Here is a 17,384-nt window from a genome sequence, read left to right on the forward strand (position 1 = left end):
TGATCGAGAAGAAATTTATTTTCGCGTGAACAGCGCATCGTAATGAATTAGTTTTCGGCTTTTAGTCCATGAAGTATGAGCAATTTTAACATTGTGTCGGAATACAAGCCATCCGGGGATCAACCTGAAGCGATCCTCGAGTTGACCGAAGGAATACGGAACGCCCATAAATTTCAGACCCTCCTTGGGGTGACCGGTAGCGGTAAGACATACACCATGGCACAGATCATTCGGAACATCAATAAACCCACTCTTGTCATCTCACATAACAAAACGCTCGCCGCGCAGTTATATGGTGAGTTCAAACAATTGTTTCCGGAAAACATCGTCGAGTTCTTCATCTCCTATTACGATTATTATCAGCCTGAGGCGTACATTCCCCAGACCGACACTTACATAGAAAAGGATTCTTCCATCAATGATGAAATAGACCGTCTTAGACTCCGTGCGACAAGCTCTCTGCTCAGCGGGCGTAACGATGTCATTGTTGTGGCGTCCGTATCATGCATATATGGAATCGGCTCCCCCGAAGATTATCAGCACGAAGTTGTGTGGCTGCGAAAAGGCGAAAAGATGGGACGTCGGCACCTCCAGGAGATGCTGATAAAAAGCCTTTATTCAAGGAACGATGTCGAATTCCTGCGCGGAAATTTTCGAGTACGCGGAGACGTACTTGAGATATTTCCAGCTTATGAGATAGACGAAGCGGTAAGAGTGGAATTTTTTGGGGACGAGATCGAGTCGCTGAAAACTTTCGATCCTCTGACGGGGGTACCGGCTGCCGAAATGGACGAGGTATTCATCTATCCGGCAAGGCACTTTGTGACCAGCGAGGACAAGCTTGAATCGGCTGTAAAGAGAATTGAGAACGAACTCGTGGACAGACTGACCGAGCTTCGCGCACTGGGGAAATATTTGGAAGCACAGAGGCTGGAACAACGTACGAGATTTGATATCGAGATGATGCGCGAGGTGGGATACTGCAACGGAATAGAAAATTATTCGCGCCATATTACGGGAAGGGAACCGGGCCAGCGTCCTTATGTCCTGCTGGATTATTTTCCTAAAGACTTTTTGATGTTCATAGACGAATCGCACCAGACGATCCCTCAGCTCCACGCGATGTACCATGGTGATCGTTCACGGAAGATGACCCTTGTCGAATATGGATTCCGGCTCCCCTCTGCGCTGGACAACAGGCCTCTGAAATTTGAAGAGTTCGAATCGATGGTTAACCAGGTCGTTTTCGTCAGTGCGACGCCGGCGGAGTATGAACTCGAGAAAAGCCTCGGCGTAATTGTGGAACAAGTAATAAGGCCGACCGGCATCGTCGATCCTGAAGTTGAAATAAGACCCGTGAAAAATCAGATGGACGATTTGATTCAGGAGATACGGGAGCGGGTGAATATAAAAGAACGTGCTCTTGTGACAACATTGACGAAAAGGATGGCAGAGGATCTCACGGAATATCTCAGGAATTTGAACATCAGGGTGAGGTACATCCATTCGGATATCGATTCCCTTGAAAGGGTCTCGATTTTGCGGGACCTGCGTCTCGGTGAATTTGACGTCCTTGTCGGAGTGAATCTTCTCCGCGAAGGGCTCGACTTGCCCGAAGTTTCTCTTGTCGCAATACTGGATGCCGACAAGGAAGGATTTTTGCGTTCTGAAAAATCTCTGATCCAGACCGCCGGGAGGGCGGCGAGGAACATCGGAAGCAAAGTTATTTTATATGCTGACACGGTTACTCGAAGCATGAAAAAGATGATCGACGAGACGGAGCGACGCAGAAAAATCCAGTCGGATTACAATGTGGAGCACAATATCAAGCCGAGGTCAATATTCAAGACTGCCGAAGAAATTCGCGCCTCGACTGCTATCGCCGATGTTCGCGCCGAGAGCGAGGAGAAGACAAAGAAGCTCCAGCAGGCATCTGTCTCTGAGAAATCCGAAAAATACCTGACTGACCGGCAAAAGGGAGATTTGATAGAGAGGCTCACTAAAGAAATGTACCAGTCTGCGAAGGAGCTCGACTTCGAAAAAGCCGCAGAACTTCGAGACGAAATTCATAGACTGTCCCGCGAACGGGACCAGAGGTCGGCAAAAAATTGAAACCATTTCAGAGTCTGACCCGGTTCACGGAGGCACTTGCAGATTTCATCTATCCTCCCGCATGCTCAACCTGTTGGAGAGAGTTACAGCGAGGTGAGTACTACATTTGTCACAACTGCTGGAATGGATTCGAGCGGGTTTCGCCAACTGAGACCATCATTCAGACAATTGAAGAGAAATTTCTTGCCGACGGATGCATTGACAGAATTGATTCCGTTTTTCTTTTCGAGCAGGATCCACGCGTGAGGACCGCGATTCATCTTTTGAAATATTCGGGAGCCGAACGCATAGCGGATCGATTTGGCTTTTTCATGGCAAAGGAAATTGTGGCCGATGAGGAACTTTCAACGAGTGACATGATTGTTCCTGTCCCGTTGCACCCCGCACGGAAACGCGAACGAGGTTATAACCAGAGCGAGTTGATTGCAGGCAAGATCGGAGTCGAGCTGAGAATAAGAAATGAATGGCACTTATTAGAGCGAATCAGGCAGACTCAAACGCAGACTCTGTTTGATGCAGAGGGAAGAAAGAAAAACATCGCGGGCGCGTTCTCTATGGGCAAACATTTGAAAGTGGCCGTAAAAGGGAAAAATATTCTTTTGATAGACGATGTGATAACGACAGGATCGACAATAAGAGAATGTGCAAGGGTTTTGAAGGAGAATGGCGCAGCCAAGGTATACGCGGCATCGGCGGCGATAACGATATAGGGATTCGATTTATTTTGGATTTTCCCGCGATTTCCTTTAAACTTCAATATGAAACGAGTCCTTTTTTTTGTGGTAATGATGTCAATTGCATCTTCTTGTTCAAAAAAAACTGAGCAGGGACAATCTCAAAGTACGCAGCATGTTGCCCAGATTCCTTCTGTGACGATGCCGCAGTTCGACGGCAAGTCGGCTTATACTTTCTTGGTTAAGCAATGCGATTTCGGACCAAGGAATCCCAACAGCACGGGGCATGAAAAATGTCTTGCGTATTTGCAGCAGCAGTTCAGTCTTTATGCCGACTCGGTCGGTCTGCAAAGTTTTTCCGTCCCGGGATATGACGGTGTAGTCCTGCGGCTGACGAACGTGATTGCAAGTTTCAACTTGAAAGCGAAGACGCGGGTACTTGTTTCGGCTCATTGGGACACGCGGCCGCGCAACGATCGGGAAAGCAGCGGCCCCACGGACAAGCCGATCCTCGGTGCAAATGACGGCGCGAGCGGTGTCGCCGTATTGCTCGAGATGGCGAGGTGCTTTAAACAAAATCCCCCCCCCGAAGGTGTCGACCTTGTCTTGTGGGACGGAGAAGATTACGGAAAGGAAGGAAGCCTTGACTACTATTTTCTCGGCTCGAAATACTGGGCGGCAACGAAACCATTCTCGTATTATCCGATTTTTGCGATTAACCTCGATATGGTCGGTGACAAAGAGTTGACTCTTCCGAAGGAATATAATTCCATCCAATATGCGGGCGACGTCGTAAACCTCGTCTGGAACACCGCTGCGGAAATGGGAATGTCGCAATTTGTCGACCGCGTCGGTGATCCGGTTTCCGATGACCATTTATCGCTCGACAACGTCGGAATAAAATGTATCGACATTATTGATTTTGCCTATCCGGATGAGTCGAACAGGTACTGGCATACTCTGGAAGACACACCGGATAAATGCAGCGCGGAAAGTCTCGCTGCTGTCGGCAGAGTCATAATTCAAGTTTTGTACAGAAAAATTCCAATTTGAATTTTATGACAGATAATTATCTCCAACTAAAAATTTCCACCGACCAGCCCGTGAACGATCTGATTATAGGTTTCCTCAGCGATGTGGGTGCGGAAGGTTTTATCGAAGAGACGAACGAGCTCTCCTGCTACTTCGCAGACCGTAAATGGAATCCTTCGTTTCGTACCGACGTAAATGAATTTCTCATCAATCTGAAGAAGCAGGGAAAAATAAAAAATTTTTCCATTGAAGTCCTTGCGGTCCGCGATCAGGATTGGAACAGGGAATGGGAAGACTCGGTTGTGCCCGTTGAGGTGACAAACAATGTCGCTATCAAGCCGAGCTGGAAAGATTATTACGGCGATGCGAAGATTGTAATCGAGATCGATCCGAAGATGTCGTTTGGTACGGGACATCACGAGACGACCCGGATGATGATCGGGTTGCTGGAAAAATTCATAAAGGGCGGCGAAGCAGTTTTGGACATTGGAACCGGAACCGGTGTTCTCGCTATTGCAGCAGTAATGTTGGGCGCCAAGAAATGTGCTGCTATAGATAACGACGATTGGTCAATTGAAAACGCCCGTGAAAACATCGGCAGGAACGGCGTGGCGAACAAAATTGAATTGATGAAGGGGGATCTGGCTTCCGTGCCGTCTTCCGAATTCGATATAGTGGTCGCTAACCTGAACCGTAACACTCTTCTCTATCTCAGAGATGAGATATATGATCGCACCGCAAGAGGCGGGCGGTTGCTGCTCACGGGAGTGCTTACGCTTGACGAAGAAAGCATAATCAGCGCATACGCTCAAAAAGGATTTAAATCGGAGGAGATCATTCACGAGGCCGAGTGGTCGGCTTTGGTGCTCAAGAAATGAGGTATGCTTCGATAGACATCGGAACGAATACGATTCTGATGTTGATAGGAGAGGTAACAGGGGGAGGCGGGGAAGATTCGCTTAAGATTACTCCAATAAAAGATTTCTACAGTGTTCCGCGGCTCGGTAAAAATGTCTCCGTAACGGGAAGGCTCGATGAAAACTCAATTGAACTTGCGTTTAATGTCCTGAGAAATTATAAAGCGATAGCGGGTGAACATAAGGTCGACAGGATTATTGCTTCTGCGACAAGTGCTGTGCGAGACGCTGCAAACAGGGACGGTTTTGTCAGACGAGTGAGGAGCGAACTGGGGATCGAAGTTGAAGTGATAAGCGGTGAGTTGGAAGCGGAGATGGACTTCATCGGTGCTGTGAGCGGAGCGCCGGATCCAAGCCAGCAAACTCTTGTTATTGACATTGGCGGTGGAAGCACGGAGTTGAGCTATGGAAAAGGGTTCGAGCCCTCTCTTTCTCGAAGTATCGACATCGGAGCGGTCAGAGTCACTGAAAGATTTCTCCATCATAACCCTCCGATTCTGACGGAATTAAAGAAGGCGGCCGAGTTCATAACGGCCGCTTTGAATCAATTCCCGTTCACAAAAATAAATCCTCGCGTGATCTTCGGCGTAGCGGGAACTCCGACTACGCTTGCGTTGATTGCCCAGCGGAGACATGAGTTCGACGCATCGGCTGTCACAAACTACCCAATGACGACTAGAACACTTCGGAAAGTTTTTGATGAAATCAAAAGCAAGCCTTCAGGCGAAATACTTGAGCTTACCAAAGCGGCTGAGGGCCGAGCAGACGTTCTTGTTGCGGGTGCGTTGATCCTTTTGAAAGTTCTGGAAGTAGCCAATGCGGCAGAGTTTTTGACCACGGATCGCGGATTGCGGTACGGTTACCTTTTTTGTAAGCATAAAGGGCTTCTTGAAAAATGACGCTGTCGTCGCTCGCCGGACACGCAGTTGAACTTCTTGATAAGATTGTAAGGTCAGATCCGCCGGCGGATAAAATTATCTCAGAGTTCTACAGACAAAGGAGATATCTCGGATCGCACGACAGGCGATGGATAACGGAAAAAGTCTACGGAATTATCCGAAACTTCATACTTCTGCGGGAAATTGTTGAGGAGTGTTCCTCTGGCTTGAAGCCACTAAATGTTTTTCTACTCTACGAGATTCTGATCGCCGGGATGGAGCCGAACGAGATCAGCAATATTTATTCTCAACTTCTTGAGTCGTACAGGCTTGCCGGCAGCGAAATAGATCTTGAAAGTTTATTGAAATGTTCCGCGCGTCAATTGTCGGCGCTTAAGGACAACGAGTTTGCGTTGAATTCGTTTCCGACCTTTTTTCGCGCTGTCCTGCCTCCAAGTGTTAAAGATGAATGTGTCCAAATAATGCAGGCTCTGAACCATGAAGCGCGAGTTTGCATTCGTGTCGACACATCGAAGATTTCGCGAGACGAAGCAATAGACTCGTTTCGAATAGAAGGCATTGAAACGTCACCGTCTTATTTTTCTCCTCTCGGACTCTATTTACCGGGGCGGATCAATCTTAATACAGTGGCGCTCTATAAGAACGGTGCGATTGAAATTCAAGAAGAAGCAAGCCAACTGGTCGGGCTGATTGTTGAGCCGGGAAAAGGTGAGGTTGTAGTCGACACATGTGCCGGCGGCGGGGGAAAAAGTCTGGAATTCGCGTCTTTATCAGGAGGAATGTCGGAAATCCATGCTCTTGATGTTGACAAAGAGCGGATCGATAATCTAATGGTGAGGGCCGCGAGGAGCGGCTACGGAAACATTTCTTCGAGAGTTGTTTCGAGAGAAAGTTTTGACGGTATTGAGGAACTTGTAGGCTGTGCCGACAAGGTAGTGATCGATGCGCCGTGCAGCGGAAGCGGTACCATTCGCAGGAATCCCGATAAGAAATTTCGACTGACAAGAGAATCAGTAGGGAAAAAAGCCGCTTACCAGAAATTCTTATTAGAACATTACTCGCAGCTTGTCAGAGTCGGAGGATTGCTCTTCTACGTCACGTGCAGCATTTTTGAAGAAGAGAACCGCTCGGTCATCAAATCGTTTGCGAATTCAAATCGAAATTTCGAATTTGTCGAGGTGTCGAGCATCCTTACAGAGAAAAAATTTTCTGGCTTGATCGAAGATGGTTTTCTTTCGATATACCCGCATCGCGCAGACATGGATGGATTCTTTGTTGCAGTCATGAAACGCGTCGGCTGATCAGGAGAAACAATTGAAAGCCCACATCTTCGAGGGCTGTGGACGAAAATGATGTGGGCTGTTACTCACTCTGATCCTACGAAGAACCTTTCAGAGTCTTGACCAGATCTACCATGAGGATAATCAGCGCAAATGAGCCGACAATAGCAGGTACGTAATAGACATCATGGTAATTTAGTCCGGGGAACCAGCAACCAAACACCGGCGATCCTAGCCAGGCTCCGAGCCATCCCCAAATCACTGTTCCAATGAAAGACTCAATGCCGCTTCTTACCCGAGTCTTTAGTGCGAAATGGAGAATGAGAGAGACCACCACGCTGATCACCAGCAAGATGAGAAAGCTTATGAAATCCATCCCAATCATTTTGCCCTTCCTTTCATTTTAGATTGTCAGGATGAATAAATGATGTCCGGTCGGTCTCGCTTCACTGCGAAAAAACTCCCGCCGGTCGAAAAAAATTAACCAAAGTGATGAGCAAATACAAACCGGATTTTTTGCCTCGACTTAGCACTGCACGGGCGTGACGGAGATATGAAGAGGAAATCATGTCATTCTTTCGTGTGACAGATAGCTGAGTTTTCGATCTAATTCGGTTTTCTCTTTCCGATTCGGTTCACGATCTTCACAAATTTTTCTGCGGCAGTCGTTATGTCATCTTCGGTGGTGAACCTGCCGAAAGAAAACCTCACGGTCGCCATAGTTGTTTTGTCGTCCCTCCCGATCGCCTTAATAACATGAGAAGGCTGAAGACTCCCCGAACTGCACGCCGATCCGCTGGTCACCGCAACGCCTTCAAGATCCATATTAATTATGAGTGCCTCGCCGTCAATTTCATGTTCGCTGCTGTTAATCGACACGCTGAGAATGTTTGGCAATGAACTCTCTTCGGGAGAATTAATTATAACTTCAGGAATTTCGGCCGAAATTTTGTTTCTCAAGAGAAGATTAAATTCTGAAAGCCGCATTTGTTCTTTATCTGAATCTTGCGCGCATAGCTCACCGGCCTTTGCGAAGCCGACGGCGAGCGGAACGCTTTCCGTGCCGGGGCGGCGATTTCGTTCTTGCGAGCCGCCATGGAACATCGGTTCAAAGTCGATCCCTCTTTTGATATAGAGTGCTCCGATTCCTTTGGGTCCATAAATTTTGTGTGCGGTAAATGAGGCAAGATCGACATCGAATTTGTTAACGTCGAATCTTGTCTTGCAGAATGATTGAACCGCATCGGTGTGAAAAAGGACTCCTCTATCGTGTGCGGCCCCTATCAGCTCGGGCAAATTCTGAATCGTGCCTATCTCGTTGTTCGCATGAATTATGCTCACCAAAAACGTTTCATCAGTTATGGCATCCTCCAGCTCATCGCGCGAGACGAAACCCTTTGCATCCACCGGCAGGACGGTCACGTCGAATCCACTTTTCCTCAGCGACTCGGCTGCATTGAAAATGGCATGATGTTCAATTGAAGATATGATCAGATGTTTCTTGCCCGAATGCGAAAATTTCGCTGCGACTCCGAACAAGGCGGAGTTATCTGATTCTGTGCCGCCGCTCGTGAAGAAAAGCTCGGATTCTCGCGCGCCGATGAGACCCGCTATTCTTGCCCGGCTGTTCTCAAGCGCCGACTTCGCTTCTCTGCCAAAGCCATGAATGCTTGAGGCATTCCCGAATATTCCTGAAAAATACGGGGTCATTGCCTCAACGACTCGTTTATCCGTCGGAGTCGTCGCTGCGTAATCCAGGTAAATCCTTCTCATTTGTGCATTTCCACGAGTTTTCTATCATAAAATATAAAACCGTTTGAACGAATATTTAGTTCTTTTGAAAGGCAGGCTTTGTTGGCGTTGATTTTCTTTCGGTGCAGGTTTATTTTTGATGAAGCATTTGACAACTTAATTAACAAATAAGCAGGGAGCATCCTATGAAAGAGGCTATGGAGTTTTTGAAGAACGCTCCAATATTTGAGGAGCTTGAGGAAAGGGATTTCGCGAAAATAAGTGCTTGCGGCGTCAAAAAAGATTATAAAAAGGGTGAAGTGATTTTAATGGAGGAGGAAACAGGATCTGCATTATTTGTCATAGTTGGCGGTGAAGTGAAGGTCGTTCGCGTGGGAGATGACGGGCGTGAAGTCATTCTAAGTATCCTGGGTCCGAGCGATATATTTGGGGAGATGGCGTTGCTCGATGGGGAGACTCGCTCTGCCAGCGTCGTCGCACTGGAACAATCGGAGCTATTCATGATTCATAGAAAGGATTTTCTCGCCCTGCTGCACGAGTACCCGAGCATTGCAATATCACTCTTGAGACATCTTACCCTTCGTCTAAGGAGAGCAGATGCTTTGATCAAGAGTCTCTCTCTGAAAGACGCATACCATCGCGTCGGCTATGTTATACTTCAGTTTGCCGATGAACGGGGCAGGATCAAGCAGGGTAAAGTTGAAGTCGATAATCTGCCCATTCAACAAGAGATCGCAAACATGGCCGGTACTACGAGAGAGACGGTCTCTAGAACACTCAGCAAAATGGAAAAGCTGAAACTAGTCAACGTCAATGGCAACACGCTGGTCATACTGGATTACGAAGGATTTAGACGAAAATTTAGTTGAAAGAAAAAGTGGAACCACAATCCGGTATTTCCCGGACAATCGATCTTCACACCCATACTTTACATTCCGACGGGGCGTTGACTCCGCGCGAACTTATTGAAAAAGCGAAGTCAGTCGGCATCGAATTAATTAGTGTAACCGACCACGATTCCGTCGCCGGGTTGACCGAAGCACAATCTTGCGCAAACAAAATCGGAATCGAGTTTATCCCGGGAATTGAGATTACGTCGAGCTATAAGAAATACCAACTTCATTTTCTTGGTCTTTTTATCGATTACACAAGCAATAGTTTTAATTCGTTGCTTAGTCATCTGCGAGATGCAAGAGTGAGCCGCGCAAGACGAATAGTTGACAAGCTGAATAAGATCAAGATCCCGATAAAGTTTGAATCTGTTCTTGAGAAATCGGGCGTCCAGAATTCAATCGGGCGGCCGCACATTGCCAGCACGATGGTTGAAAAAGGGTACGCTGAAAGTTACGATGAAGTGTTCGACAAATATCTCGGAATCGGGAGACCGGCGTACGAAGCAAATTGCCCTTTCCCTCCAGCGGAAGCCATAAAGATGATTGCACAAGCCGGTGGCTTGAGTTTTATCGCTCATCCTTCGCATTATGTTAACGAGGATTTGTTGCGGCAGTTCCAGAAGCTCGGACTTGATGGAGTTGAAGTTGTTCATCCTTCTCATTCGCCGGACGAAACAGAATGGCTGCGGAATTTTGCGGACGGCAATGGCTTTTTGAAATGCGGCGGCAGTGATTACCATGGCGGCTTGAAGAACGACGACGCTAACATGGGGAAGTATTCTTCTGAAGAACGCTGGCTTGAATCAATGCAAAAAAAATTAGGCAGGAGAATCGTTTAGTGGCTATTCACGAGGGAAAATTAAACGGAAGTGGAATGAAGGTCGCGATCGTGGTCAGTCGATTTAATGGATTCGTGACGGAACGTCTGTTGTCGGGCGCAATGGACGGTCTTAACCGTCATGGGGTTTCCGAGAGCAATATCGATATTTACAGGTGTCCCGGCGCATTTGAGATTCCCGCAGTCGCAAAAAAAGTCATTGAACAAAAAAAGCATGATGCAGTAATTTGTCTCGGAGCGGTGATCCGGGGAGAGACGCCCCATTTCGATTACGTCGCCGGCGAATCGGCGAAAGGGGTAGGAAAACTTTCACTTGATTCCGTGATTCCGGTAATATACGGAGTGCTAACAACAGACACGGTCGAACAGGCGATCGACCGTGCGGGAGGAAAATCAGGCAACAAAGGCTACGATGCAGCAGTTTCTGCTATTGAAATGGCAAACTTGTTCAAATAATCCGCGTCCTGGCGGAAATGAAGGACGTGTTCCAGAAGAAACGAAGGATTAGCCTGATTTATGATTAGAAAATTGCCGGTTATCATCATGGTGTCCATGATGGGGTTACAAGCATCCGCACAAACTCTTATATGGAAGAATTTTTCTTCCATGTACAATGTGAATGGAATCACCATTTTCAATGGACATGTGTGGGCTGCCACTTCAGGCGGAGTATTTTCCTATTCGCCGGTGAGCGGCACTTTTGATGAGTTCACCACGACCGAAGGGTTGTCGAACATACAAGCGACCTCAATAATTTCCGACTCTGGAAATATCTTGGTGGGTGAAGGAGATGGAACCATCGATGAGCTCAACAGCTCCGGGGTGAGGTATAGGTCACAAAAGGACATCGAAAAATCCTCTGCGTTGTCTAAACGGGTCAGAAATCTGGCAGTTGCCGGAGACACGCTGTTTGCATGTACCGACTTTGGTGTGATTGTCATTTCAAGAAGCTCGTTCGGAATTCTTGATAGCTATCTGCACTTCTTTCCGAAACAAGCCACCGACACCGCAAATTCAGTTGCGATTTTTCATGGTGATATTTATGTAGCGAGTCCGTTTGGTCTGTCCTTTGCGCCGCGTTCTGCGACAGATCTTGCTGCGCCAGATTTCTGGAACGCGGTGCCGGACTCGATCGGATTCTCCTCCGGTGTGAGCTCGCTGGTGGTTTTCAACGGTTCTTTGCTGGTTGGAACGAACCATGGCATCTTTTATTCATCCGATGGAATCACTTTTCAGCTGCTCCCAGGCACAGGCACGATGAATGTTGTAACACTTGTTGACGACGGGAATTCGTTGTTAATAAATTCGCAGAACGGACTGTTCAAGTTGCTCCCTGATAATTCCATCTCCACGATCTACAGCGGCGGCGTTTCTTTGCACAATGTAGCGGCGTATGCCGACACATTAATTCTCGGCGGAACGTCGCTAGGATTACTTTCCATCGGATCTTCAGTTCAAACCATCGTGCCCCCTGGTCCGGCTACAAATTTTGTCAACCATTTGTCTGTTGACGCATCAGGAAATCTGTGGTGCGCGACCAGCTCAGATGACCATGGATGGGCGTTCATGAAATTTGACGGAACCAAATGGAAAAATTATAGTCTGAGTCAGACTCCGATCTTGACGACGAACCAATTTTTCCAGATCAGCGCGGTTTGCGGAAACAGAATTGTGGCAGGCGCCTGGGGCGGGCCTGGACCGAAACCGACTCCGAGGGGTGGGATAGCTCTATTGAGCAGCGATACGATAACAAAGGTGTTCAACAGTTCCAATTCACAGCTTGTCGGCATTTCGAATGACCCTACCTATGTCGTGGTGGGAGACGCTGCATGTGATGCAAATGGTAATATTTGGATGACCGATTTTGGCGCGTACAACGGGAACATATTGGCAGTCTATTCCCCTCAGGACTCTTCATGGTACACATTCAACAACCCTTATTCGCCGCCCGCCGGTTTTGTTTCAATTGCCGTCGACGGCTACGGGGGAGTGTGGGCCGGAGATCAGTTTGTAGATAATCAGGGCAATTTTGATGGAGTGTTTTATTATAACGCGAATGGAACCCTCGATGACAAAAGCGACGATCAAAGTTTCCCTATCGGAACAAGTGACGGACTCCTGAGCGATCAGGTAAATTCGGTGATGGTTGATAATGAAAATCAAGTATGGGTAGGGACGACTCTGGGCCTGAATGTAATCTATGACCCGACCGATCCGAGCTTGGTATTGTCAATTTACTCGATGCTGGATCAGGATATTCTGGGGATTGACTACGATGCCTTGGATAATAAATGGATTTCGACAGTGACTGGCGTATTCGTGTTATCGAAAGACGGCAATACGCAGCTAGCACAATACAATATCACGAATAGCCCGATTCCCAATGACAATGTGGTTTCTGTTGCTTGCGACAGAATTCACGGGATTGTGTACTTTGCGACGAACTACGGAGTAACTCAATTAAAAATGGGAGTGATACAACCGCAGACAAACTTCACCAAGATAAAAGTGTACCCCAATCCTGTGAAGTTTCCGATCAAGGACTATGTACGAATTGCGGGACTTGTCGCGGACAGCCAGATCAAGATTTTTTCCGTTGCCGGCAAAATGGTTAGTCATCTCCCCGGTCCGGCGGGAACCGTTCAAGGCGATATTGCTTATTGGTTTGGTACTGATGACGAGGGTAGACTGCTGCCGAGTGGAATCTACATAATAATTGCTTATTCTCCGGACGGTACCCAGAGCGCCGTAACAAAAGTAGCGATAGTCCGATGAATAAATGTTTCCTTTCCGCTTTCAGGAGTAACTCGATGTCGACCGCTACTGCCAATGTGCGCGATATACCTCCACGTGAGTGTCCTGCGTTGCGTTAATTCCAAACCCTGCCAAAGTGGCGTCATAAATTTTTTGAAGCGATACATCTAGGTCTGGTAATCGCACGTGTACACCCGTGCGGAGAATAATGAACTCAGGCTTTTTTGCTTTTAAATATTCTTCGGTGCTTTTGTTGTAGTTGTACCAGTCTTTGTCAACCAATCCACCCAAATCGTAAATACCGCATCCCGAGTACACCCCGATTATTCCTACATCGGGGGTGGCCACGTGACAATTCCCGGTGTTTAATTTATTCAACAGTTCGGCAATCTCCGTATAATGTTTTTGGAATCCTTCGTAAAATCTGTCTGCATCGGGTTTAACTATGAACGCGGTGAAAAGAGAATTATAAAATGCTGAACCGGCAATCAGGGCGACCCAGGCGAAACGTTTTGTCCCAGTAGAGAAATTCCATCTTTGTATTACACGACCTACAAAATCTACCGTGACAAGAATTACGAGCGGCGTGATCATCAGCGAGTATCTGGAGATGATTGCGACGTTTTTTAACATGTAGAAACAGAAAAACGAAAACGTCAAAATCATGAAAAGAAAGGTTTCTGAATTTATTCTCTTCGTGGTTATTAGTTTGGGATTTCTTGTCGGGAGGAGAAACATAGTGACCGCGACCAAAATAAATCCAATCTCAACGAGGTTTTCTGACAAAAGTAATTTTGCGTCCCGCAGCAAGGTGTAAATTTCAGTCGAAAAGAACGGATCTCCTGCCTTTGAGAGGAGTGTTGTCGGGACGATAGTTCCGTAGTATGCTATTGCAAAGGTCAGCCAGCACAATAGCGGCAGTGCTGACAAGATAATCTTGACGAAATCAAATTTCGTTTTCTGTTCTGCCAGGAGGTACGAGAAGAATATTAAGAAGACCAGACAGAACTCCGGACGTATCAACGGCGCCAACCCTAGGGGAAGATATACCGATCGTTTTGATGTGCCATCATTTTCTTTGTAAACGATGAAGGCAAGCAAAAGCATGAAGAAACATGCTGCAGGCGCTTCCATTCCGGTAAATGACCAGCGAAGAAAGTAAGCGTTCGCGGCCAACAAAAAAGCGGCAATTGATGATTCGATTGAACCGAAACGCAGTTTCGCGGTGTAATACATCATGACTATCGAAGCCGCTGCAAACCCGAGCGACAGTAGTCTGGCAGAGGCAACAAAGTTGTGTAGGATGAACGCAGTGGCCGCGATGAGCAGCGGCCAGAGTGGAGCAGTAGAGCCGTAGGTTTTGTTCCCGGCAAAACTGTACCCTTTTCCGCTTAATATATCCTTTGCGTATCCGATGTGAATGAAGGCATCATCGGGTATAAAATGGCGGTAGAGTAATAGTGCGGCGGCTCCAAAAACTAAGACGAGAGCGAACAGTGAGTTTTTCATATCTTCGGTTTTATTTATCTTAAAAGATCCAATATCAAAGTTATTATTTGTTGGGTGGCGATTCAATGATCTGCGGTGACTTCGCTACATTTCGAACTTTTGGAGGGTTTAGAATCAAAGAACTATGCTTTGCTGAGAAACCCGCAACATGGTACGAGGAAAGAATGTTCAGTGATATATGTTCCAGAAAATTAGACTTTGCGTTCCGGAGCAAGGGGCTGAAAAAAACGAAAACTTCGGCCCGTATTATTATTAAACAATATCAATAGTTGGCATTTTTCCGAACTGTCTTTTATATTAAACCGAATGGAAACGATTTCCACATCCACTCAAAGGAGGCAAACTCGATTGGACATATTTCAGAAATGTCGTGATTATACTTTAGCTGATGAAGTAAAAAAGCAAGGACTCTATCCTTATTTCCATGCTTTTGAAGAAAATGAAGGTCCCGTTGTCGTCATTGAAGATAGAAAAATTATCATGGCGGGATCGAATAATTATTTAGGCTTGACGACTCATCCGAGAGTACGCGAGGCAGCAAAGAAGGCTATCGATAAATACGGTACAGGGTGTTCCGGCTCCCGTTATTTGACGGGCTCGGTTACCTTGCATTTTGAGCTCGAAGAGCGACTGGCAAAGTTCATGGGCAAAGAGGCCTGCATGACTTACTCGACCGGATTCCAAACGGCCCTCGGAGTGATTTCAACTCTGGTTCAGCACGACGAGTATGTCATCTCAGACCGAGACAATCATGCCTGCATCGTCATGGGAACATTCATATCCAAGGGGCAAACCGCGGAGTTGGTTCGTTATAAACACAACGATATGGATCATCTTGAGACGGTGATTTCTAAAATACCGTTGGATGCTCCAAAGTTAATTGTGTCGGACGGTGTATTCTCAACATCCGGAGATATTCTGGATTTGCCTCGGATGGTGGAGGTTGCAAAGAAGTACAATGCTCGTGTAATGATCGACGATGCGCACTCGGTCGGTGTCATTGGAAAAGGTGGTCGCGGCACGGCGAGCTATTTCGGGCTGGATGGTGATGTTGATCTGACCATGGGAACCTTTTCTAAGACATTTGCTTCGCTCGGCGGTTTTGTCGTCGGCGAGAGGGCTGTCATAAACTACCTGCAGCATCATTCAGCTGCGTTCATATTCAGTGCGAGTCCGACGCCCGCTTCGGTGGCTGCGGCGATTGAAGCGCTGAAGATATTGGAAGAGCAACCGGAACTTGTTGACAAGCTGATAAGTAATGCAGATTATGTGAGACAAGGTTTGAAAAAGCTTGGTTTTAAGGTCCATGAAAACAAAACCGCGATCGTTCCTGTTATCATAGGCGATACGATGAAGACGTTACTATTCTGGAGAAAGCTTTTCGATGCCGGTGTCTACGCGAATGCATTTGTCAGACCGGGCGTCCCGCCAGGTATGGAAATGCTCAGAACAAGTTACATGGCGACGCACGAGCGGCACCACTTAGACAAAATAGTTGAACTTTTCGGAGAGATCGGAAGAGAGCTCGGCGTGATCGCATGATGGTCATCGGCACAAATTCTTGAAACCACATACAGAGAGGAAAGAGATGAGCGGAATTGACATAAAGCCCGTGCGCACAAAGAAAGACTTGATGGACTTCATAAAACTCCCTTGGAAGATTTACAGGAATGATCCATATTGGGTTCCGCCTCTTCTGATGGACAGGAAAAAACTCCTGGACACGAAGAAGAATCCGTTTTATCAACATTCCGAGATAGAAATGTTTCTTGCACATAGAAACGGAGATGTTGTAGGACGAAACGCAGCGATCATAAATTATAATCACAATAAATTCCAGGAAGAGGAAATCGGCTTCTTCGGATTTTTTGAGTCGATGAACGACCAGGAAGTCGCAAACACGCTTTTTGATGCAAGCAGGGATTGGATCAAGAAAAAAGGATATTCAGCGATGCGGGGGCCTATTAATCCGTCGACGAACGACGAGGTCGGCCTCCTGGTCGATGGCTTCGAAAGCAGCCCGATCATGTTGATGACCTACAACCCGAGGTACTACCTCGATTTATTCAATAACTACGGACTGAAAAAGGAGAAAGATCTTTTCGCTTTCCATGTGAACAAAGATCGCGTATTCACGGACAAGCTGGAACGGGTGGCGAGGATGATAACTCACAAGGAGGGTGTCACGTTTCGAAGCATCAATATGAAAAAGCTTGGCGAAGAGATAAAAAAAGTTAAGGATGTTTATAATGAAGCCTGGAGCAAAAACTGGGGATTCGTGCCGATGACAGATGAGGAGTTCGATTTCCTCGCCGAGGACTTGAAGCAGGTTGTCGAGCCTGAGCTTGCTATATTTGCCGAAGTCAACGGCAAGCCCGTGGGATTTGCACTTTCACTTCCCGATATTAATTACGCACTGAAATTCAACAAGAAAGGCCATCTGCTGCCGGGCATTTACCATCTCTTGACCAAAAAGAAACAGATAAAATGGATAAGGATCATGGTACTCGGCGTGATTCATAGCTACCAGCAGACAGGGATCTCGGCAGTATTGTTTTATGAAACGGCGAAACGCGCAGTTAAACTTGGATACCCCGACGGTGAGGCATCATGGGTGCTCGAGGATAATTTAATGATGAATCGGAGTGCGGAATTATTGAATGCAGAAAAATATAAAACTTACAGAATCTACAGGAAGGATTTTTGATCGGAGGTTTTTGAGAA

15 protein-coding genes are annotated in these 17,384 nt (G+C 46.9%); 12 read left to right on the forward strand and 3 right to left on the reverse strand.

Annotation, left to right across the window (positions count from 1 at the left end; translation table 11 throughout):
• The first annotated feature begins 75 nt into the window (after positions 1 to 75).
• The 6 genes from uvrB to VLX91_03615 are packed head-to-tail and all read left to right on the forward strand — an operon-like array spanning position 76 to position 6,935.
• A complete protein-coding gene (uvrB, locus tag VLX91_03590) occupies positions 76 to 2,112 on the forward strand; it encodes an excinuclease ABC subunit UvrB (protein HUI29276.1) in 2,037 nt (678 codons plus the stop codon).
• The gene (locus VLX91_03595) at positions 2,109 to 2,822 is read left to right on the forward strand and encodes a ComF family protein (GenBank protein HUI29277.1); all 714 of its coding nucleotides are present in this window, start codon (positions 2,109 to 2,111) and stop codon (positions 2,820 to 2,822) included. Before uvrB ends, VLX91_03595 begins: the two co-directional genes overlap by 4 nt.
• A gap of 48 nt (positions 2,823 to 2,870) precedes the next feature.
• Positions 2,871 to 3,839, forward strand: coding sequence for a M28 family peptidase (locus VLX91_03600; protein ID HUI29278.1), 969 nt, complete (start codon positions 2,871 to 2,873; stop codon positions 3,837 to 3,839).
• A 5-nt stretch (positions 3,840 to 3,844) separates the two neighbouring features.
• The gene (gene prmA / locus VLX91_03605) at positions 3,845 to 4,696 is read left to right on the forward strand and encodes a 50S ribosomal protein L11 methyltransferase (protein HUI29279.1); all 852 of its coding nucleotides are present in this window, start codon (positions 3,845 to 3,847) and stop codon (positions 4,694 to 4,696) included.
• Positions 4,693 to 5,634 carry a Ppx/GppA phosphatase family protein gene (locus VLX91_03610; GenBank protein HUI29280.1) on the forward strand — a complete coding sequence of 314 codons (942 nt, stop codon included), beginning with the start codon at positions 4,693 to 4,695 and terminating at the stop codon, positions 5,632 to 5,634. Before prmA ends, VLX91_03610 begins: the two co-directional genes overlap by 4 nt.
• Positions 5,631 to 6,935, forward strand: coding sequence for a hypothetical protein (locus VLX91_03615; GenBank protein ID HUI29281.1), 1,305 nt, complete (start codon positions 5,631 to 5,633; stop codon positions 6,933 to 6,935). The genes VLX91_03610 and VLX91_03615 overlap by 4 nt, the downstream gene beginning before the upstream one ends.
• Positions 6,936 to 7,011: 76 nt before the next feature.
• On the opposite strand, the gene VLX91_03620 is transcribed toward VLX91_03615, so the two are convergent.
• Together VLX91_03620 and VLX91_03625 are read right to left on the reverse strand one after the other, a co-directional pair.
• A complete protein-coding gene (locus VLX91_03620; GenBank protein ID HUI29282.1) occupies positions 7,012 to 7,299 on the reverse strand; it encodes a hypothetical protein in 288 nt (95 codons plus the stop codon).
• A gap of 221 nt (positions 7,300 to 7,520) precedes the next feature.
• Positions 7,521 to 8,687, reverse strand: coding sequence for a cysteine desulfurase family protein (locus VLX91_03625; protein HUI29283.1), 1,167 nt, complete (start codon positions 8,685 to 8,687; stop codon positions 7,521 to 7,523).
• 164 nt (positions 8,688 to 8,851) lie between these two features.
• On the opposite strand from VLX91_03625, the gene VLX91_03630 reads away from it, so the two are divergent.
• Genes VLX91_03630 through VLX91_03645 form a run of 4 tightly spaced genes read left to right on the forward strand, consistent with a single transcriptional unit; the run spans position 8,852 to position 13,172 of the window.
• Positions 8,852 to 9,535: a Crp/Fnr family transcriptional regulator gene (locus VLX91_03630; protein ID HUI29284.1), complete on the forward strand. Its 684-nt coding sequence runs from the start codon at positions 8,852 to 8,854 to the stop codon at positions 9,533 to 9,535.
• Complete coding sequence (locus tag VLX91_03635) at positions 9,532 to 10,398, forward strand: PHP domain-containing protein (GenBank protein ID HUI29285.1); 867 nt, start codon at positions 9,532 to 9,534, stop codon at positions 10,396 to 10,398. The genes VLX91_03630 and VLX91_03635 overlap by 4 nt, the downstream gene beginning before the upstream one ends.
• Positions 10,398 to 10,853 (forward strand): 6,7-dimethyl-8-ribityllumazine synthase, encoded by a 456-nt coding sequence (gene ribE, locus VLX91_03640; GenBank protein ID HUI29286.1) that lies wholly within the window; start codon positions 10,398 to 10,400, stop codon positions 10,851 to 10,853. Before VLX91_03635 ends, ribE begins: the two co-directional genes overlap by 1 nt.
• A 60-nt stretch (positions 10,854 to 10,913) precedes the next feature.
• The gene (locus VLX91_03645; GenBank protein ID HUI29287.1) at positions 10,914 to 13,172 is read left to right on the forward strand and encodes a hypothetical protein; all 2,259 of its coding nucleotides are present in this window, start codon (positions 10,914 to 10,916) and stop codon (positions 13,170 to 13,172) included.
• 45 nt (positions 13,173 to 13,217) lie between these two features.
• Here VLX91_03645 and VLX91_03650 read toward each other — a convergent pair whose 3' ends face one another.
• Positions 13,218 to 14,660 carry a hypothetical protein gene (locus tag VLX91_03650; GenBank protein HUI29288.1) on the reverse strand — a complete coding sequence of 481 codons (1,443 nt, stop codon included), beginning with the start codon at positions 14,658 to 14,660 and terminating at the stop codon, positions 13,218 to 13,220.
• 348 nt (positions 14,661 to 15,008) lie between these two features.
• On the opposite strand from VLX91_03650, the gene VLX91_03655 reads away from it, so the two are divergent.
• Together VLX91_03655 and VLX91_03660 are read left to right on the forward strand one after the other, a co-directional pair.
• Complete coding sequence (locus VLX91_03655) at positions 15,009 to 16,202, forward strand: aminotransferase class I/II-fold pyridoxal phosphate-dependent enzyme (GenBank protein HUI29289.1); 1,194 nt, start codon at positions 15,009 to 15,011, stop codon at positions 16,200 to 16,202.
• A 46-nt stretch (positions 16,203 to 16,248) separates the two neighbouring features.
• Positions 16,249 to 17,367, forward strand: coding sequence for a hypothetical protein (locus tag VLX91_03660; GenBank protein HUI29290.1), 1,119 nt, complete (start codon positions 16,249 to 16,251; stop codon positions 17,365 to 17,367).
• Positions 17,368 to 17,384: the final 17 nt, after the last annotated feature.

Source organism: Candidatus Acidiferrales bacterium (assembly GCA_035515795.1).
GTDB lineage: Bacteria > Bacteroidota > Ignavibacteria > Kryptoniales > JAKASW01 > JAKASW01.

Excerpts from the sequence above, each read along its gene's own strand:
- VLX91_03645 (HUI29287.1), top strand. The coding sequence starts at position 10,914 with ATGATTAGAAAATTGCCGGTTATCATCATGGTGTCCATGATGGGGTTA.
- VLX91_03620 (HUI29282.1), bottom strand. The coding sequence starts at position 7,299 with ATGATTGGGATGGATTTCATAAGCTTTCTCATCTTGCTGGTGATCAGC.
- VLX91_03610 (HUI29280.1), top strand. The coding sequence starts at position 4,693 with ATGAGGTATGCTTCGATAGACATCGGAACGAATACGATTCTGATGTTG.
- prmA (HUI29279.1), top strand. The coding sequence starts at position 3,845 with ATGACAGATAATTATCTCCAACTAAAAATTTCCACCGACCAGCCCGTG.
- VLX91_03630 (HUI29284.1), top strand. The coding sequence starts at position 8,852 with ATGAAAGAGGCTATGGAGTTTTTGAAGAACGCTCCAATATTTGAGGAG.
- VLX91_03625 (HUI29283.1), bottom strand. The coding sequence starts at position 8,687 with ATGAGAAGGATTTACCTGGATTACGCAGCGACGACTCCGACGGATAAA.
- uvrB (HUI29276.1), top strand. The coding sequence starts at position 76 with ATGAGCAATTTTAACATTGTGTCGGAATACAAGCCATCCGGGGATCAA.
- VLX91_03600 (HUI29278.1), top strand. The coding sequence starts at position 2,871 with ATGAAACGAGTCCTTTTTTTTGTGGTAATGATGTCAATTGCATCTTCT.
- VLX91_03660 (HUI29290.1), top strand. The coding sequence starts at position 16,249 with ATGAGCGGAATTGACATAAAGCCCGTGCGCACAAAGAAAGACTTGATG.
- VLX91_03650 (HUI29288.1), bottom strand. The coding sequence starts at position 14,660 with ATGAAAAACTCACTGTTCGCTCTCGTCTTAGTTTTTGGAGCCGCCGCA.
- VLX91_03615 (HUI29281.1), top strand. The coding sequence starts at position 5,631 with ATGACGCTGTCGTCGCTCGCCGGACACGCAGTTGAACTTCTTGATAAG.